This window comes from Pseudoalteromonas sp. S3178, assembly GCF_005886985.1.
Lineage (GTDB): Bacteria > Pseudomonadota > Gammaproteobacteria > Enterobacterales > Alteromonadaceae > Pseudoalteromonas > Pseudoalteromonas carrageenovora.
In genome coordinates this window covers 1-17,921 of the sequence record NZ_PNCW01000024.1, presented here as the reverse complement: position 1 = coordinate 17,921, position 17,921 = coordinate 1, and the positions used below count along the sequence as shown (strand labels likewise).

13 protein-coding genes are annotated in these 17,921 nt (G+C 37.7%); 5 read left to right on the top strand and 8 right to left on the bottom strand.

Features of this window, described 5'->3' with window-relative positions; genetic code table 11:
• Positions 1-115 precede the first annotated feature (115 nt).
• The gene (locus CWC11_RS06410; protein WP_138682030.1) at positions 116-730 is read left to right on the top strand and encodes a GntR family transcriptional regulator; all 615 of its coding nucleotides are present in this window, start codon (positions 116-118) and stop codon (positions 728-730) included.
• 63 nt (positions 731-793) lie between these two features.
• Here CWC11_RS06410 and CWC11_RS06405 read toward each other — a convergent pair whose 3' ends face one another.
• From CWC11_RS06405 to CWC11_RS06380, 6 genes are all read right to left on the bottom strand, one after another.
• A complete protein-coding gene (locus tag CWC11_RS06405; protein WP_138682029.1) occupies positions 794-1,387 on the bottom strand; it encodes a DUF1287 domain-containing protein in 594 nt (197 codons plus the stop codon).
• A gap of 28 nt (positions 1,388-1,415) precedes the next feature.
• Positions 1,416-1,895, bottom strand: a complete 480-nt coding sequence (locus CWC11_RS06400; protein WP_138682028.1) for a hypothetical protein — start codon at positions 1,893-1,895, stop codon at positions 1,416-1,418.
• Between the two features lie 219 nt (positions 1,896-2,114).
• On the bottom strand, positions 2,115-2,837 hold the full coding sequence (locus CWC11_RS06395; protein WP_138682027.1) for a SapC family protein: 723 nt from the start codon (positions 2,835-2,837) through the stop codon (positions 2,115-2,117).
• A gap of 23 nt (positions 2,838-2,860) precedes the next feature.
• Complete coding sequence (locus CWC11_RS06390) at positions 2,861-4,414, bottom strand: tryptophan halogenase family protein (RefSeq protein WP_138682026.1); 1,554 nt, start codon at positions 4,412-4,414, stop codon at positions 2,861-2,863.
• A gap of 73 nt (positions 4,415-4,487) precedes the next feature.
• Complete coding sequence (locus tag CWC11_RS06385) at positions 4,488-7,259, bottom strand: TonB-dependent receptor (protein ID WP_138682025.1); 2,772 nt, start codon at positions 7,257-7,259, stop codon at positions 4,488-4,490.
• 251 nt (positions 7,260-7,510) lie between these two features.
• Positions 7,511-8,278 (bottom strand): IclR family transcriptional regulator, encoded by a 768-nt coding sequence (locus CWC11_RS06380; RefSeq protein ID WP_138682024.1) that lies wholly within the window; start codon positions 8,276-8,278, stop codon positions 7,511-7,513.
• 232 nt (positions 8,279-8,510) lie between these two features.
• On the opposite strand from CWC11_RS06380, the gene CWC11_RS06375 reads away from it, so the two are divergent.
• The 3 genes from CWC11_RS06375 to CWC11_RS06365 all read left to right on the top strand — a co-directional run bounded on the left by CWC11_RS06375 (position 8,511) and on the right by CWC11_RS06365 (position 12,915).
• Complete coding sequence (locus CWC11_RS06375; RefSeq protein WP_138682023.1) at positions 8,511-9,284, top strand: phytanoyl-CoA dioxygenase family protein; 774 nt, start codon at positions 8,511-8,513, stop codon at positions 9,282-9,284.
• Positions 9,285-9,361: 77 nt separating this feature from the next.
• Complete coding sequence (locus CWC11_RS06370) at positions 9,362-10,465, top strand: NHL repeat-containing protein (RefSeq protein WP_138682022.1); 1,104 nt, start codon at positions 9,362-9,364, stop codon at positions 10,463-10,465.
• An 83-nt stretch (positions 10,466-10,548) separates the two neighbouring features.
• Entirely contained in the window at positions 10,549-12,915 is a 2,367-nt protein-coding gene (locus CWC11_RS06365; protein WP_249330677.1) for a beta-galactosidase, read from the top strand.
• 135 nt (positions 12,916-13,050) lie between these two features.
• Here the strand turns inward: CWC11_RS06365 and CWC11_RS06360 are convergent, their stop codons facing one another.
• Positions 13,051-15,516 carry an agarase gene (locus tag CWC11_RS06360; RefSeq protein ID WP_138682021.1) on the bottom strand — a complete coding sequence of 822 codons (2,466 nt, stop codon included), beginning with the start codon at positions 15,514-15,516 and terminating at the stop codon, positions 13,051-13,053.
• Positions 15,517-16,015: 499 nt separating this feature from the next.
• Here CWC11_RS06360 and CWC11_RS06355 point away from each other — a divergent pair, with 499 nt between their 5' ends.
• Positions 16,016-17,026: an alpha/beta fold hydrolase gene (locus tag CWC11_RS06355; protein WP_138682020.1), complete on the top strand. Its 1,011-nt coding sequence runs from the start codon at positions 16,016-16,018 to the stop codon at positions 17,024-17,026.
• Positions 17,027-17,133: 107 nt separating this feature from the next.
• On the opposite strand, the gene CWC11_RS06350 is transcribed toward CWC11_RS06355, so the two are convergent.
• Positions 17,134-17,562, bottom strand: a complete 429-nt coding sequence (locus CWC11_RS06350; protein ID WP_138682019.1) for a tetratricopeptide repeat protein — start codon at positions 17,560-17,562, stop codon at positions 17,134-17,136.
• Between the last annotated feature and the right edge of the window lie 359 nt (positions 17,563-17,921).

The following is a 17,921-nucleotide window of genomic DNA, read 5'->3' as shown; positions in this document are numbered from 1 at the left end:
AGACCATTCCACTTTTTTTATATACACTGAGATAAGTACATGATCTTGACTGAATTAACAAAGCTTATTAATTAATGTTAGGGTCAGATAAAGTTAATCAAATTTAGGAATAAATATGGCTGGTAACAGAGCAACTAAAATTTTATCTGTAAAAGATCAAATAGCTGAGCAATTACGCTCAGATATAATCTCTGGTGAAATGCCACCACAAACTAAGCTAAATGAAAAAGAGCTGGCAGAGCGATTTGGTCTTTCTCGCGGCCCTATTCGCGATGTAATATTACAGCTTACAAAAGAAGGTTTACTTATTTCTCGCAATAACTGTGGTGCGTCTGTAAATAGTGTTTTAGAGCCTAAATTACAACGCTTAATGATTAAACTTCGCCGCAGCATAGAAGAGTATGCAATCACTGAATTAAACGGTAATTTAACTGATCAAAACATTGCAGAACTTGAAGGTATCTTAGCATCTCTAGAAGATGCCCTCGACCGCGAAGATTACACCGAAGTAACTAAAATCGATATATCATTTCACCAATATTTAATTTATCAAGCGGGTGGTGAAGAGTTAGTTAATATTTGGTACCCGTATGTCATGCGTATGCGTTTAAATTATAAACGCATCACCTCAAGCTCTGAATGTGTAAACGAGCATCGCGCTATTTTAGAAGCACTAAAAGCACAAGATAGCGCCGCAGCGATTAAAGCCGTAAAACATAATATTAAGTAACGTATAACGCTGTACAAACAAAAGGAGAGCACTTGCTCTCCTTTAGTAATTAAAGTTTATAAATTATTTGTAGCTGTAAGGCAAAAATCGATAATGCCCCGTAATTTTAAAATCAAAAAGCATGTCGCTTTTTTCAGGTCCTTGTCCAATATTATGAACAATTAATGGATTCCCTGTACCTTTTGCTAACTCATTCACAACCATACCAATATGCGGCAAATTACCTGGCAGCATCCACGTTACAATGTCACCTGTTTTATAGTCGTTCGCGTTATTTGATTTAGTGAGCACTTGACCATGATTTTTAAAGTAAGCCTGTAAGTTTGGCACTCGGCGGTGATCTATATTTTTATCCGGTTTGGTTAAACCCCAAATACGCTTAGAGGGATATAGCTCAAAGCTTTTTAGCATGTCCTCATGCACACGCTTTTGCAAATCAATACCTAAAAATCGATATGAACGAATAACAACATCGGTACACACCCCAACATTAGCGGGCACATCGCCACCAGGATATGCAATGGAGCGGTAAGCGCCATCGTAGGTAACGTTATGTGTTGTTCTTTCAAGCAGCGCTGCCACAATATCGTCATCAAACGATGCCGCATAGGCGTTTACACTCAGTAAGCTCAGTAAAAAAACAGTAAAGCGTGTCATATGCAATCCTTTGAAAGGTGTCTGTTAGTTACAGCGATTGAGCCACATATACAGGCACGTTTATTTTCTTGCCATTATTTGTAAAGTGCTTATCAAGACCATACGCCATGACTTCAAGTGGCGCAGCATCATAACCAACCTGCTGAATTTCGGTTATGTAACGCAACATAAAAGCCTCGGCGCCAAGTTCACTCCATTGGGCCACGTGAACAAGTTCATGAAAATGCACAGCTAAATTATCAGCCACATAAGGAAGCATGTAGTAAGTGTTTTTGTATGTAGTACCAGCCGCATCCATGTCAATAAAATCGCCTAATCCCATTTCACGCAAAAAAGGAAAGTTAGGTTTTGGTATTTCATCGACTATAACGTAAAAGGCATTTTTTAAAAATTCGGTAGGATAAAACCCATTAAACTCACTGGCAAATTTTTCACAGCTAATTCTTAGGTTTTTGTATTTAATATTTGTTGCATCAATCCATTGTTCTATTTGTTCAAACATGTCCATTCTCTTAATCATCAATATTTATTGGCTTGACCTTTCCCATTGCGATACAAGCCGATAAGTTAAATGATACCAAAACCAAGGCAAATAATCGAACTCCAAAACCTAAGAAGTAAACACATAATAGTCTCGAGTTGTAGTTTATTCCTTATTCATAGGTATGAGCATTCACTAATTCACATGAACAATCAGTGGGTGTAAGTAACGCTAATTAATAAAAACCTATTTTAAATCGTGTAACCATTTTACTAATTTTTTAACATGCCCGCTTGAACATAAGATTAGATGACAAGCTTGTATGTAACCCATTGAGTGCAGGCCGTTTAGTGCTTCTGCAGGTAGTTGCTGTAGTGTATCTGCGGCAATAGAATACAAGCCATTGTAGCCTTGTGTTTTGCCATTTGGTTTAGTGATGTTTAGCTGTACTGCTTCAATTAAATCGTGTTTTAGTAAGGTATTGATAAAAGCGGTTGTACGTTCGCCGCCATGCATAAGCTTTATCAATTGCTCACTCACATTATTTAAATATGTGGTTGGCTCCCCTGTTTCGTTAAATAACCGTGTTCCCTCACTATTATTTACTCTTGGGTGTTGTTCGTTAATTGTAACAGCGAGATCTGTTTGCTCGGTCTTGTTAGTAAGTTTATTTCCTATTCCTAACTTAAATGGTTGTCGCTGTAAGTGTAAAGGTACGTATGTGGCATGCCATATATCATTTTGTAAAAATAAGTTTTGCCCCTCATCAAAGCCAGTTAAAGCATATAGTTCAAACTGGCCAGTTTGATTGTTCTTCATAAAATAGACTGGGTAGTCTAATGCAAGTTGAGCAAGCTCATCGGCAACAACCGGAATGTAGTTTACTGCTTCACCGTACTGTGTACCGCGCTGAGTTTTAATGCGAGTGTACTTATGTGTATTTTTGTCGAGTAATACTGAGTTTGTCATAGTGTGTCGCTCTTATGTTTTAACTATATTTGCTGCATACCAAATTGATTAATTTGCACTAATAATTCTTTATTTGTAGGTAATTTATTGAGTAATTTTTGGGTGACTTGTTGGTTGTTATTAACAAGCGTAACGGCCTTTTTAAAATAACTTTCTGAGTTGCCATACAGTTCGCTTGAACCTGTAAACCCCATGCCATACATCACATATTGATAGCTTGCTGCTGGAAACACTTCCTGTGAATGATCAAAGTGGTTATCGCTTGGCGTATGAAACTCCCAAAGTGATAAGTTATCTTTTAAGCTTTGTGGAATAGTATTTTGGCTACAATGTGCTTGCCAAAATGGGCTGTCGGTTCGTTTACTCAACATATAATGCAACTTTAAAAAGTCGATTATTCGCTCCCATCGATAACTAAATGTGCAGTTAAAGCGCTGCGCAGTTATATTCATTACATGCCTATTGGCCGGAAATTGCTGCGCAACAAAATTGGCTGATATTTCTACCAGTAATAAAGCAGAGGCTTCCAGTGGCTCCAAAAAACCTGCAGAGAGGCCTACTGCGACACAGTTTTTATGCCAAAATTTTTCACGATGTCCTGGTTCGAAGCTAAGCTTTTTAACTTTGTATTCGCTTTGCTGTTCTTTGTTTATATTTAAATAATCAAATAATTGCTGCTTAGCATCTTCATCACTAATGTGTTTACTAGAGTACACATGCCCTATTCCACGGCGTGTTTGTAACCCTATATCCCAAATCCAGCCAGATGTTTGTGCTGTTGATAAAGTATGCGAGCATATTGGTTCGTCATCTTTGTATGGCATGTGTATAGCAAGCGCACTATCAGCAAATAATACATCTTTACAGGATTTAAACCCTATCCCTAAGTTCTCACCTAGTAATAACGATTTAAAACCACTGCAATCAATAAATAAATCCCCAGCTACTTCTATTTTATTATTTAGGCTAACGCTTTTAATATCGCCATTTGTACAATTGTTTACACCGGCGACAGTGCCTACAATGTGTTTAACATTAAGATTATTAATACAGTGATTTTTTAAGAATATAGCGAATAAGCCTGCATCCAAGTGATAAGCATAATTTGCTATTGAGCTAAATTCAGGGGTGGTGATTTGTTTGGGAGCTAATCCGCTTTCGCATATTAATTGCTGCGTACTAACATACTGGGCAAAAGGAGGTTTTGGCTCGTTTTTAGTTAGCCAACTAGTAGCTAAGTTATGTTCATACATCCCTGTTGGTAGTTCAAGCGGGTGATAGTAATAGTCGTCCTCTTCACCTGTAACCCACTTGGCAAACTTGGCGCCTTGTTTAAACGACACATTACACTTTTGAATAAACTCACTCTCGCGTATTCCCATATCTTTAAGGGTTCTTCGCATAGTAGGCCACGTCCCTTCGCCAACTCCCACTGTTGGAATATCAGATGACTCTATAAGCGTAATATTTACTTTTTTACTGTGATGCTTTTGTAAATAAGCTGCGATTATTCCTGCACTTAGCCACCCTGCTGTTCCACCGCCGACTATTACTATTGATTTAATATCATCGTTCATAGCAACCTCGTTAGTTAAAAGGCAAAAACGACAGCGCTGAGCTGTCGTTTTATATTAATTATCAAAAACTAACTTACCATTTAGCACTTAAGCCAATGCTAAAGCGTGGGCCGTATTGCTCGGCAGATATAAGCTGCTCTGCAAAACGACCATGGCGGCGCGTTGTTTCATTAGTTAAATTAAGTGCATCAAAGCTAACACCGAGCGTTTCGTTAATTGTGTAATTAAAGCTAAAATCTAACTGTCCATATGCTTCTGTAAATGTAGGCTCAGTACCCAAAGATAGTAAGAAGTCATCGCGCCAGTTATAAGCTAAACGTACTTGGTAATCATCGTTTTCGTAAAAGCCGACCAAATTACCTGAGTCGCTTAAACCAGCAAGGGCAATAGTTTGATCAAAATCATACGGTTTAAACGATTCATCACTATTAACTATCGTATAATTAGCAACCACGCCAAAGCCTGTATCAGGCACCATGTACTGGGCATTTAATTCCCAACCATCTACTTCACGATTTTGAAGATTATCTGGCGTTGCAATATCAAATGTAATAATCGGGTCTGACGCTTGGCTTAAACAAGCTGGGTTAGGTGTATCTGAACTATCAGGACAACCAGGGCGGGGATTAACACTTGGATCGCGTAACGGCTCGCCATTTACATCATTTAGCGTACCTTGTACTACGCCCGCACCAATGAAGTTTTCAACAAACTTTTTAAAATAACCAACTGATGCATAGCTGCCATCGTCACCGTACCACTCAAATGATAAATCAAAGTTATCTGACGTGATTGGTAATAAGTTAGGATTACCTTGAGATGCATTAAAAGGCCCTTCTGGACGGGCGTTAATTGTGGTTGATGGGAACATAGCATCAATGCCAGCACGTGCTAAAGTTCTGCTATAAGAAAAACGAGCTTTGTAGCCATTATCTAAATCTGCGCTTATATCAAAGTTAGGTAATATACGCGTGTAGCTACCCTTTAATTCTTGTGGTGTAGCCTCTGCAGCATATACAGGACGGAGCTCTTCAGCGTGTCGATAATTAAAAGCAACAACACCTGGCTTGACTGAATAACCCGTTACATCGGTGTCTTCGTAGCGCACACCAACATTCATATCAATTGGAATATCGTTAAACTCAGTTTTAAAATCAAATGATACGTATAACGCCAAAGTTTGCTCTTCAACTCCATTAGTAGAAATATTTGGTTCAGTAAATAAACCTTCATTTTTTACAATATCTACAAAGTCGTTGGCACTGTAACGTGGAATAAATGGAAATAGCTTATCCGAGCCCGAAAACTCATCTGCAAAATTGCCCAGTTTATCAAACTTTAAATTTAGATTATCAAGTGGAATATCTACAAACGAAAACTGCTCAGAAAGATAAGTATCAATTTGATAATCAGTATACATCGCACCAAAATTAATTGTACTTAGTGCACCGCTTTTTAAATTGTCCCATTGTCCGCTTAAATGATATTGCTTAATGGTATTTTTCATTTCGTAGCCACGGCGCTGATATAAGTCAGATACTATATTTGCTGGGTCGTATGCACCGCCTGGCAATGTAGAGTCATCAACAGTAATACTCGGAATATCACCCGAAAAGTTAGCACCAATTGACTTAACCGAACCAGGGACATTCTTTAAATTTGCGATTGTTTCTGCAGTATCTCCATCAGGGTTTGAGTGCGATGTAGAGTTATGAGCGTCAAACGTAAGTTTCAATGAATCGCTGGCTTGCCATGCTAAGTTAAGGCCTAGTGAATCATTTTCTTTTTTTTCGTAGAGCTCCCACGCCCAAAAATTCAACTCATCATTTGCATTTTTAATATCAACTAACGTACCGTTGGCATCAGTTGTACCTGTTGGATTATCGAACCAAAATGCCATTTTATTGGTGTTACTAATTTCTTCGAAACGCGATAAAGTGTAATCAAGCGTAGCCGTTACGTTATCACTTGGAGCATACTGTAAAACCAGTTGCGCATTTTGACGCTCGCGCTTAGTTTCAAATCGCTCTATTTCTGGCGTCCAAGGTACCCAATAAGTACCCGTTGGATTAGCTGTTGTATCAATTGCACTGCTATCTACTCCTGTGGGGTTAGCGCGATTACGTACCCAGCCTTGCGATGTACCTACGCGCTCTCGGCCACTTTCTCGCTCTGAATGCGACAGCGCAAGTAAAACACCAAATGTATCGTCTGCAAATGTTTGGCTAACCATTCCTGAAATTTCAGGTGTTAAATTAGAATCTTCAGCACTGGTATCTAATATCCCTTTTGCATTTGCAAAAGCTTTAAAGCCATCAAAATCAAACGGTTTTGCTGTATTTATATTAATGGTTGCGCCAATCCCTCCTGAGGCTACATTTGCTTTACCTGTTTTATAAACAGACACACCCGATACACTTTCTGCTGCAATTTCTCTAAAGTTAAAGCTGCGTGAAACCCCCGCTTCTTGTAATACAGAGGAGTTAGGCATTTGACGACCATTTAAAGTAACAAGGTTAAAGCCTGGACCAAAACCACGTACCGTTACTTGGTTACCTTCATTGTTTGCACGGTCGATTGATACACCACTAATACGTTGCAGCGATTCAGCTAAGTTAGTATCTGGTAACTTACCAATGTCTTCTGCTGATATAGCATCTACCACGCCCGATGAATCTTGCTTTATTGACGCAGATTTACTTAATGCGCTTCTTATACCAGTTACCTGAATAACTTCAACATCACTTTGTACAGTTGTCTCGTTTTCCTGTGCGGCGTAACTTAGTTGAGACGTTATCAGCATTGCTGCGCAAATCGCATTTAATTTAAATTGTGTGTTAGTCATTTTTGCACCTAAATATTGTGTTTATTACGTGTAATCGTTGCCGGATTATTTACGGGATGCTTATTGTTATCATAATACTGTTAACAATTAACTTTACAGTAAATTAGTTTAACTAACTAAGTCAAATAAATTGGTCACTTATTTTACAGTTTGGGTTGGTTTTTTATTCGATATTGTAAGCAGGCAGTAAAGAATTCAGCCTTATGGATGAATACCGAGATAGTTAACACGCACTAAAACACTAGTAGGTATTAACGCTCTAACAGGAAGGTAATTTTTTGGGCAGTACTTTTGAGTTCGGTAATTACACTGTTTTTATTAGCGTGAGTGTTTAGGGCTTTGTCAAAAGAAGAAATGGTCAATGCAGCTATTAAATTTGCATTAGGCCTGCCAATTAATACGCTAAAATCGTGTACTCCGGCAATAAGTGGGTTGTTTTGTATTATGTGCCCTTGGGCCTTAATTGTGTTTAGCTCATTTAATAATGCTTTACAGCTGTCTTCACTTGCACTGTAAATTTCATCGTGTTCAATAAGCATTTGCCGTACTTCGTCATTACTGTTAGCTAAAAGCAGTTTACCAGCGCTTGAGCTACTAAGCGTAAATAAAGCCCCCTCAGCAATGCTTAAATGCATAGGGCTTTTGCTACGCGCTTGCACTACAACCATGGCTTGGCTTTGATACAACATACTTAAATGACACGATTGCTCAATATTTACAGCTAGGTCTTCCATATGTGGCAAGGCCGATTGAAGTACATTATCCATTGGTGAAATACTTCGTGATAAATTATACAGCTTTAACGACAAGTGATATCGACCAGACGTTTCAGAGCGAATTAAATAACCCCGCTTTTCAAGCCCAACAAGTACTCTATAAACTTCGTTAGGTGTTTTAAAAATTCCAGTAGCTATCTCACTTTGCGTACAAGGCCGCTTATGTTTTGCTAAAAATTCTAATATATCCAGCCCCTTATCTAAAGCTGGAACTGCATATTTAGTTTTTAATTTATCGTTCATATGTACTTTTTTGCCTTTTAATATTTATAAACAATACACCTGTTTATATATAAATTTAAAATTTCTTTTCAGCTTTAAATTTACAATAATAATTATAAATCAATAACTTAATAAGAATAAATTAATTCATATATGAATTTAGTATTTTTATATAAATTACACTTGACCTAAATATTTAATCGAGCAATCATTGTTAACAATAAACAACTATAGCGGAAATGGGAACATATTTATGTCACACACTTATTTAACACCACAACAAATTGCTGATTTTCACCGTGACGGTTATATCATTGCCAAAGGCTACTATAACGCTGAAGAAATTAAGCGACTACAACAGGCCGCTTTTAACGACGACTCACTTTATGAGCGAGCATGGAATAAAAAAGATGCAGATGGCGCAGTAAGCAAAGTCTGTTTATGGCAAAAAACAGGTGACGATTTTTACAGTATGTTTTCTCGTGGAAAACGGTTAGTTGATGTATGCGAAACTTTAATTGGTGAGGATGTTTATCACACCAGCACTAAAATTATGATGAAAGAACCCTTTGTAGGAGGGGCCTGGGAATGGCACCAAGACTTTGGTTATTGGCATCGCGATAACTATATGCTTTACCCGAAAGCCATTAGTTGTATGGTTGCTATTAATAAAGCAACACAAGAAAATGGTTGCCTGCAAGTGCTTAAAGGTTCTCATCATCTAGGCCGATTAGATCACAGCAAAACGGGTGACCAAAAAGGCGCCTGTTTAGAGTTTGTAGAGGAGGCAATGAAATATCATGAGCTCATTAATGTTGAACTTGAGCCCGGTGATGTTTTGTTTTTTCACTGTAATTTATTACATAAATCAAACCAAAACCGTGCGGCTGAACCCCGCTGGTCAATGATCAGTGCTTACAATGCTATTAGTAATCAATCATTTAAAGAAAATGAAGCCGTTTATTATCCGTTGGAACGTCTAGATGATGACGCAATTTTAAATTTCAAAGTAAATGAAACTGCTTAAAATTAACCTTCTAGCCTAAACCAGCTTATGCATTATAGCCCAATGCATAAGCTGGTTTTTTATATGGAAAATTCTGTATGTTAACCTCAGAGCAAAAACACCTTATACCTCACGCTATACCTAAAAATAACGAAGACCCACACGGAAAAATAATTGGCCACGGTAAATTTAAATATAAAATAGATGCCAACTGGGGAAAATTAAACCCAAGTAAATACCCTATTGAAAACTGCCATGCCATGGTTCTGGACTCACAGGGGAGAATATTTATGATCACCGATAACACCACTAATAATATTTTAGTGTATAGCCAAAGCGGTGAATTACTTGACGATTTTGGCAGCTCTTTTCCTGGTGGACACGCTATAAAAATTGTACAAGAAGGTGAGCAAGAATTTTTATACGTAGTAGATAGTGGCTGGATTGTTAATCGCCATTGGGATGGACATAGTAAAGAGCAATGGGATAGCCCGACTAACAATGTCATACCACAATCTGGCTTTATTGCCAAAATGACTTTAGATGGTAAATTGATTTATAGCATTGGTCATCCACAAACATGTGGCGCTTATACACCCGAGCAACCATTTCGTCCTACTGATATTGCCATTGCCCCTAATGGGGATTTATACGTAACAGATGGTTATGGAAGCGATTTTTTACTGCATTATGATAAACAAGGTCGCTATATAAACCATTGGGGCGGCCACCATAATAAAGACGAAAACTACAACCTGAAAAACACCCATGGTATTGAGGTTGACCTTCGCGATCCTTTAAATTCAACACTTATGGTGAACTCTCGCTTCGAGCAATGTTTAAAAGTTTTTTCATTTGAAGGCAAATACCTATATAAAATAAGCGCTAATGGCGCCTATATAGGCGGCCCAGTATTTAAGGGTGAACTATTTTATGCGCCTGTATGCTGGTCGCATATTAACAATAAAAATGCTGACGACTCTGGTTTTATTAGTATATTTGATAAAAATAACACGCTCATAGTTAATTTAGGGGCACCGCAACCGCAGTACATAAACGGTGAACTACAACCTATGCAAAGTAATGGAGACATCTTTAATCACGTGCATTGTATTTGTGTAGATCAAGACGATAACTTGTATGTTGGCCAGTGGAACGCCTCTAAAACATATCCCATTAAATTAATAAAACAGCTAGAATAATTTTATACAAAAGGCCTTATTGTTTATTGTTGACAATTTATCTATAGTACATATTGCCAACAATAAATCACACAGGCTCAATAATGAAAAAAAGTACACCTAAAACAATGACAGGTATATTTAGTATTACTTCCCTTGCTTTAGCGATTACTGCATGCAACGATATCGATACACATATACAAAATACATCTACCGCTAAAACGACCTCCAACTCACGCACAACAGATGCCTTTAGCAACGAGCAAATAATTACACCTCTTATGAATTTTAATGATTCATCAGTACAAAGCTGGTTAAAGCATTCTGATACTAACACCTCAATTATAAAAACGGATCAAGCAACAAAATTAGCTATCGATTTTTCATCAAAAGGGAATATCTCTGAACTAAAAATCACCCCTTCTAAGGCATGGGATCTCTCTACTTACAAAAATTATAATGTTGCACTTCATGTAGAAAATACCGCAAATACGTCAATTCAACTTTATTTATCTATTGAAAATAAAAACGGTGAACTACAGAGTCGTTCAGTAAGCTTACCTGCTAACTACAACGGTACTGTGTATTTTCCACTAGATGGAGTTGAGGCGAATACCAACACAGGCATGTGGGGAGGTGCTCCACCATGGGAAACTAAAGATAGGCTATTGGTATGGCGTTCTTGGCGAGATGATGGAGGAGATTTTAGTAAAATCACTGCTATAAATTTATTCACAATTGGAATTTTAGAAGATAAGTCTGTGCTTATTGACAACATACGCCTGAGAGAAAACCCAAAAACTGATCCTAATTGGATGGTAAATATCATTGATAAATACGGCCAATACACCAATCAAACTAATGCCTTAACCATTAAATCAGACGAACAACTAAAACAACTTGCCAATAAAGAGCTTAGTGACTTAGCAAAGTCTACAGGCATGGCAAACCGCTCACGATTTGGTGGGTATGCCAATGGCCCAAAACTTAAGGCCACAGGTTACTTTAGAACCGAAAAAGTAGATGGTAAATGGTGGATGGTAGACCCCGAAGGTTACCTCTTTTTTTCACATGGTCCTGCTAATGTCCGCATGGCAAATTTAACCACAATAACTGGTGTTGATTTTAAAGATGACTCTGTTCGTATGCGCAGTAACGATGAAATTACACCAGAGGATTCAATGGGTATAATAGAGATTTCTGATGACGCTAGAAAAAGCAGATTTATAACCTCTAAACTCAGAAACAACATGTTTCAATGGCTACCTGATTACAGTAATCCACTGAGCGAACATTACAGTTATAGACGTTCAACGCATAAAGGACCTGTTGCTCATGGCGAAACGTACAGCTTTTATCGTGCAAATTTACAAAGACGCTACGGTGAAAAATCACCTAAATCATATATAGATAAATGGCATGATGTTACACTCAAGCGAATGAAAGATTGGGGCTTTACGTCATTTGGAAATTGGGTTGATCCGGCCTTTTATGATAAAGAGTCTGTTCCTTATTTTGCAAATGGTTGGATTATTGGCGACTTTAAAACCCTATCTGGGCATACCAACCATTGGGGACTGATGCCTGACTTTTATGATCCTGAATTTAAAAAACGCGCCGAAATAACAATAGATGCAATTGCTAAAAACATTAAAGCCTCGCCTTGGTGTATTGGCATATTTATAGATAACGAAAAAAGTTGGGGCGAGCGCCAAGGTAGCGTTGAAAAGCGCTACGGTATTATACTCGATGCACTGTCTAAAAATGCAAAGAAAAGCCCCGCTAAACATGCATTTGCTAAGTACCTTAAACAAAAGTATAGCTCAATCAATGCATTAAATGAGGCATGGCAAAGTGATATAACAAGCTGGAATGAACTTAATAATGGCGTTACATTTACAACCTTTAGCAACGCACAAATAGCTGATATTTCTAAAATGCTCGAAATGCTTGGTGAGCAATATTTTAAAGTAGTAAACGGTACATTAGCTAAAAAGCTCCCAAATCATTTATACATGGGTGCTCGCATGGCCAACTGGGGAATGCCAGATGAAATTATTAAGGCCTCAGTTAAATATTCAGACGTGCTGAGCTTTAATATTTACGAAGAAGGCATGCAAGACAATTACTGGCAATTTTTAGAAGACGTTGACCTACCGGTTGTAATTGGCGAATTCCATATTGGTACAGCAACCGATTCTGGCTTGTTTAACCCAGGTATTGTTCACGCTGCGAATCAAGCAGATCGTGCATCCATGTATAAAAAATATATGCAAAGCGTATTAAGCAAGCCTTATATGGTAGGAGCGCATTGGTTTCAATATGTTGATGAACCAGTTTCTGGACGTGCATTTGATGGTGAAAACGCCAATATAGGCTTTGTTACCACTGCCGACGTACCCTACCCTGAAATGGTAAATGCTGTTAAAGAGGTGACTTCGACCATGTACGAAAAACGCTATAATAAATAATCATGCGCGCCGTTACTTCTTTTTAAAACTGCGGGTCTACCTAATAAGTAAGCCCGCAGTTTGTTTATTTCCTAACTTATACCAATTAGCAATAATACTTAATTAAGCGAATTGATATTAACTTTATTTTACGCTCTAGCGAGTAATGCTTTTACTCATTTTAAAGTTTTGTAATGTAAGTGAACTAACAGCGCCGCCAGTATCTGGAAATGTCACTTCAATACTATTCGTTTTTGCAAGGTCGCTATAAGGTACCGGTATTTCAAGTACACCAAAGAAACGTTCGCGTCCTAACCCTCCATTAACCTGGTCGTACCCTCTAAAATCAGTAGGTACAGCGACTTTATTACCATTAACAGTAACCGTAGGTGTAAGCGACTTACCATGAGGACGACCAACACCTAAGCGTAATACTGCCTCGCCATTAGTCCCTTTATCAACGTTATTAATTGTAAAAAACTGAGTTGAGTTAGCAACAATATCTTTAACCACAGCACTTGCGTAGTGCTTAGTTTCTTGATTAATGTTGTTTATGATCACATTATTTTGATGACTTACTTTAATGATCATCGTTGATTCCGAGCCTAAAACAACAGAATCAGGTAAGGAATTGCTAGTACGATTGTCAAGTACTGGTACACCTTGAGCATTTGGGTATAAATGCTTAATATTTACGCTAGACACATCGTTAGAGCCTGCGCCTAAAACACTTAAATCAATATCAGTAGGCGAAAATTCAAGACTATTTAAAACAAGATAGACATCTTTGCCATCTACATAAGCATCTGCTTGTATATCCAAATCACTCGCCCAGCTATCGATTCGAGTACCTTTGATATCTGACCAAAGCTGGTAAAACTTAACCATTTCGGTATAAACCCACTGCTCGCCGGTTTCACCTTCTCCTTCTTTAGCTTGACGTAGTAAACGCCAGTAATACGGGATGGTATCGCTTATACGGCCCCACTCTGCTTTTAATGGAATAAAGGGGATTGCTTTATCAATGCGGTTAGGCCTTTCCATAAAGCTCATAAGCATAGAGCTCATTGCTTTTAAACATAGCCAATCACGTTGCGGTGTCCATTTAGTGCCAAAAGACCCTTGCAGTTGAGATCCATATTCCGAAATGACTATTGGTTTAATACTCCCCCATTTATAAGCCATGTACTGCTCAACCATATCAAGAGTCGCTTCCATGTTACTACCTTTACGGTATTGCTCTTGATGTTGACCACCAGGGCCGCCTGGAAAGTTTGGAAAATCGTATAAGTGCATCGAAATAAAATCCATTTTATCTCCTGCAATATCTAAAAATGCCTTGTCGCGTTGCTTCCAATTATCAAAATAGTTTGCCCCTTTTTCATAATCAGGAAATGCCACTGTAAAACCGCCTACTTTTACATCGTTCAATGCTGAATTATTATGAACTACATCTGCAACTGAGTTATGTAGCCTAAAGATGTCATATAGACTTTCTTTGTCATAACCTTTATGAGGAAAGTCGTGTAGTTCAAATAGTGGCTCGTTCATAACTTCAAGGTATGTTGGGCGCTTTTGACCTAGAGTATCTGATGCGCCAGCTTTAAAGTACTTTTGTAAAAACTGCGCCATATAATCACCAAGCGCGGTGCCTAGTGGTTCGCCGGCAGTATCAGTTTGCGAAAAAGACCAGTTTTGGTTACCAATTTTAGTACCATCTGGGTAATAAGGGTGCTGCTGTGCTGCGACAATTAAATCACTGTTACGCCCTTCATGCTTTCGCATTGCTTTAGCTTCATCTGTGGTAATATTGGAGTAATTCCATTTAACACCGCCACCATTAGTTGTAGCCGTTACCGTACTTGCATAACCTGGTTTAGCCGAATCTTCTGGTAACTGTGTTAATTGATATTTCATGCTGCCGGTATCGCGGCCAAAATATACATCATAATTTTCTAAAAAGTTCGTCATTAAATTAGGATCAGCATTAGGCGCATTTAAACTTTGAGCATTATTTCCAAACCAGTCACTTTCGGTATTAGATGAGTGCAATGTAATAAACTTACGACGATCAAAACTATCAAACTGACCAACCGCATGCTTAGTATCAATATTAAACTGTACCTTGACTGTATCGTTACTAACGTTTGCACCGCTATTTACTTGTTGCTCAACAACAAACTTACTTTGATTTGCACCACACTGCGATTTAACAACTAAATTACTACCGTCTGATGTGTTAGTTGGTTGAACACATTTACCTCCTGATACATGTTTAATAGCATTAGCCGACGTTTTAGTAAACTTCACTCGGTTATCAAAGTCACAACCCGACCACAAAACAAGTTGCTGTCCATCGACGGGGTTTGCTAAGCCGCCAGGGTGGACGCATAAACCCGACTTAACGTGCTTTATACTCCCACCAGATGTCCAGCTAAACCCTGCTGCATCACCGTTACAGTTATTGTTTAATACTACTTGAGTACCATTTACTGCATTATCAGCGGTTCTAAAACACATTTGTGAAGACGATTGTTTAATAACAGTGCCAGCGTGTGCATTAAAAACGCTTGAAAGTAATAGCGCGCTCGAAATCGCGCAATACAATGAGCTTTTTTTCATTTTTTGTTACCTATCTTGGTGTGAAAATTAATCCTTTGTGTAAAGGCATCGAATTCACAATCAATATAATGTTAACAATTAACTGTATGCAACAATAAATTAATGATTTGTTCAAATTTCACACTTTAGTACCATAAATAGGCACGTGAATTTAAAGTTTAAATGAACAACATGAACACAATATTTATAGTTACAAATAATAGTCACTTATAACACACACGACAAAAAACAACTGTAAGCACTTGTTACTAAGTGCTTTTTAATTTATCGGCATGAAATAAGTACAAGAATTAAATTTTTATATATGTATTTAGTTTTTTAAGAATATATTTTTTACGACAGATTCGAATTGATATTTTGGAGGTTAAACTGTTAACAATTATTCTATTTTATACTTAGACATTTAAGTAAATTGGAAGTTTTAATGAATGTAATTATTAAGACGGCTGGTCTAATTAGTTAATAAAGCAGTATTACCAAAACATTGACGAGTTTAATTATGCACCCAGATATACAAAACAATCTCAAAATAAGACCTGCTCACATCGCCTCATTTATTGTGTTTTTATTAGTATCTATGTCTACACTTACCGCCAAAGTGTACGCCACAGATGCTGTATGGCCTTCAAAAACCACTTACAAATATGCAAACGTAAACGGTAAAAAAATATTTTATCGAGAAGCAGGCAAGCAACATGAGCAAACAATTGTACTTTTACATGGGTATCCGTCGTCATCACATAGCTACCGTGAGCTTATTCCGCTTTTATCTGGGCGTTATCATGTGATAGCACCTGATTATTTAGGCTCAGGTTATAGCGACCGCCCAAACCTTGGGGATCAAAAATATACATTTGAGTTACTGGCTAGATATGTTGAAGGACTACTGACAACGCTTAAAGTAAAGCGCTACAGCCTCTACATTCAAGATTTTGGAGCACCTGTAGGCTTTAGAATGCTGTTAAATAACCCAAATAAACTCGAGGCATTAATCGTGCAAAATGGTAATGCATATTTAGAAGGTTTAACTCCTGCAAGGCAAACATTTTTCAAAACAGCTAATCAAGATAAATCCAAAGCACAACAAGCTAAGCTGTATTCATTTACTTCAGAGCAAGCCATTACAAATAAACAATACTTACGCGATGTGCAAAATAATACTCAAATAATGAACCCTGATAGCTGGACTCACGACCTTCATTTTTTACAAACTAAAACAGATCGATTAATTCAAGTACAGCTACTACAAGATTACTACAACAACCTACTCGACTACCCCAAATGGCAAGCATATTTAAGAGAGCATCAGCCACCTACATTAATTGTATGGGGTAAAAACGATCCAGCATTTATAGCCGCAGGCGCTAAAGCGTATTTAAAAGATGTACCAAACGCTGAACTACATTTACTCGATTCAGGGCACTTTAGTGTTGAAGAAAAACCAGTTGAAATAGCAAAGTACATTGTGGACTTTATGGATAAATTAGCGATTAAAAACAAACAAAACTAATTTACTTTGTAATACAAAAAAGCGCTGAAGGTATGAAATAACCCACCAGCGCTTTCTTGTTAAATATAAAGCTAAATAAAACGTTAAATAATACTCACTAAATCGGCTTAACCTTCTTCTTCAATAAGTGACTCTAGTAGGTCGTGTATTTCAGCTTTAAGCTCTTTGTCTTCAATTTTATTAGCGCTAACTTTAGCATTTTGAAGATTTTTAATGGCCTCGTCTTTTTGACCAAGCTCTAGTTGTAACGTAGCCATTGAAAAAGCAACTGACGACATGTGATCTTTGTTATTAATAGCAACCGACTTCTCTAATGCTTTTTCATAAGTAGTGATTGCCTCTTCTAGCTCTTCGGTAAAGTCAGCTAGGGTTTCCCATTGTACTGGGTGATCTTTTGATGTGTTTTCATTTTCGATACAAATAGCTTTTAGCTCTGCAAATAACGATTCAAACTTTTCACGGTTATTTTTATTAGCTGCCGCCATTAAATCTTCTGCAAGGTCATGTACCGCTTTATATACTTTTGTGCTCATCATCGCGAGGTATCCTTTAGAGTTACTAAACTAAATGCTTTTACTTTAGTAAAAATAGTATTTTCAGTCGTTAAAAGCTTATTTTAACCACTGATTTATTGAATTAGCTGTATGGCGTAATAATACATTAATAATGACCATAGCGTAGACGTTAAACGCCTTGTGGTTAAAATTTTATTTAAATTAGGGCTAGGGCGTGTTGATCTTTGGTGGTTGAATTTGCAGCAGTATGTTTGGTATTTAAGCAAGGCAGAGCCTATATTGTGTGGTTGTTCCCCATAAATAGGCGATAACGCAGCATAAGGACCAAACATGCGCTGCCCTTTGGGTTCTTTCTAGGGACGATTGACTCTTTGTTGCTC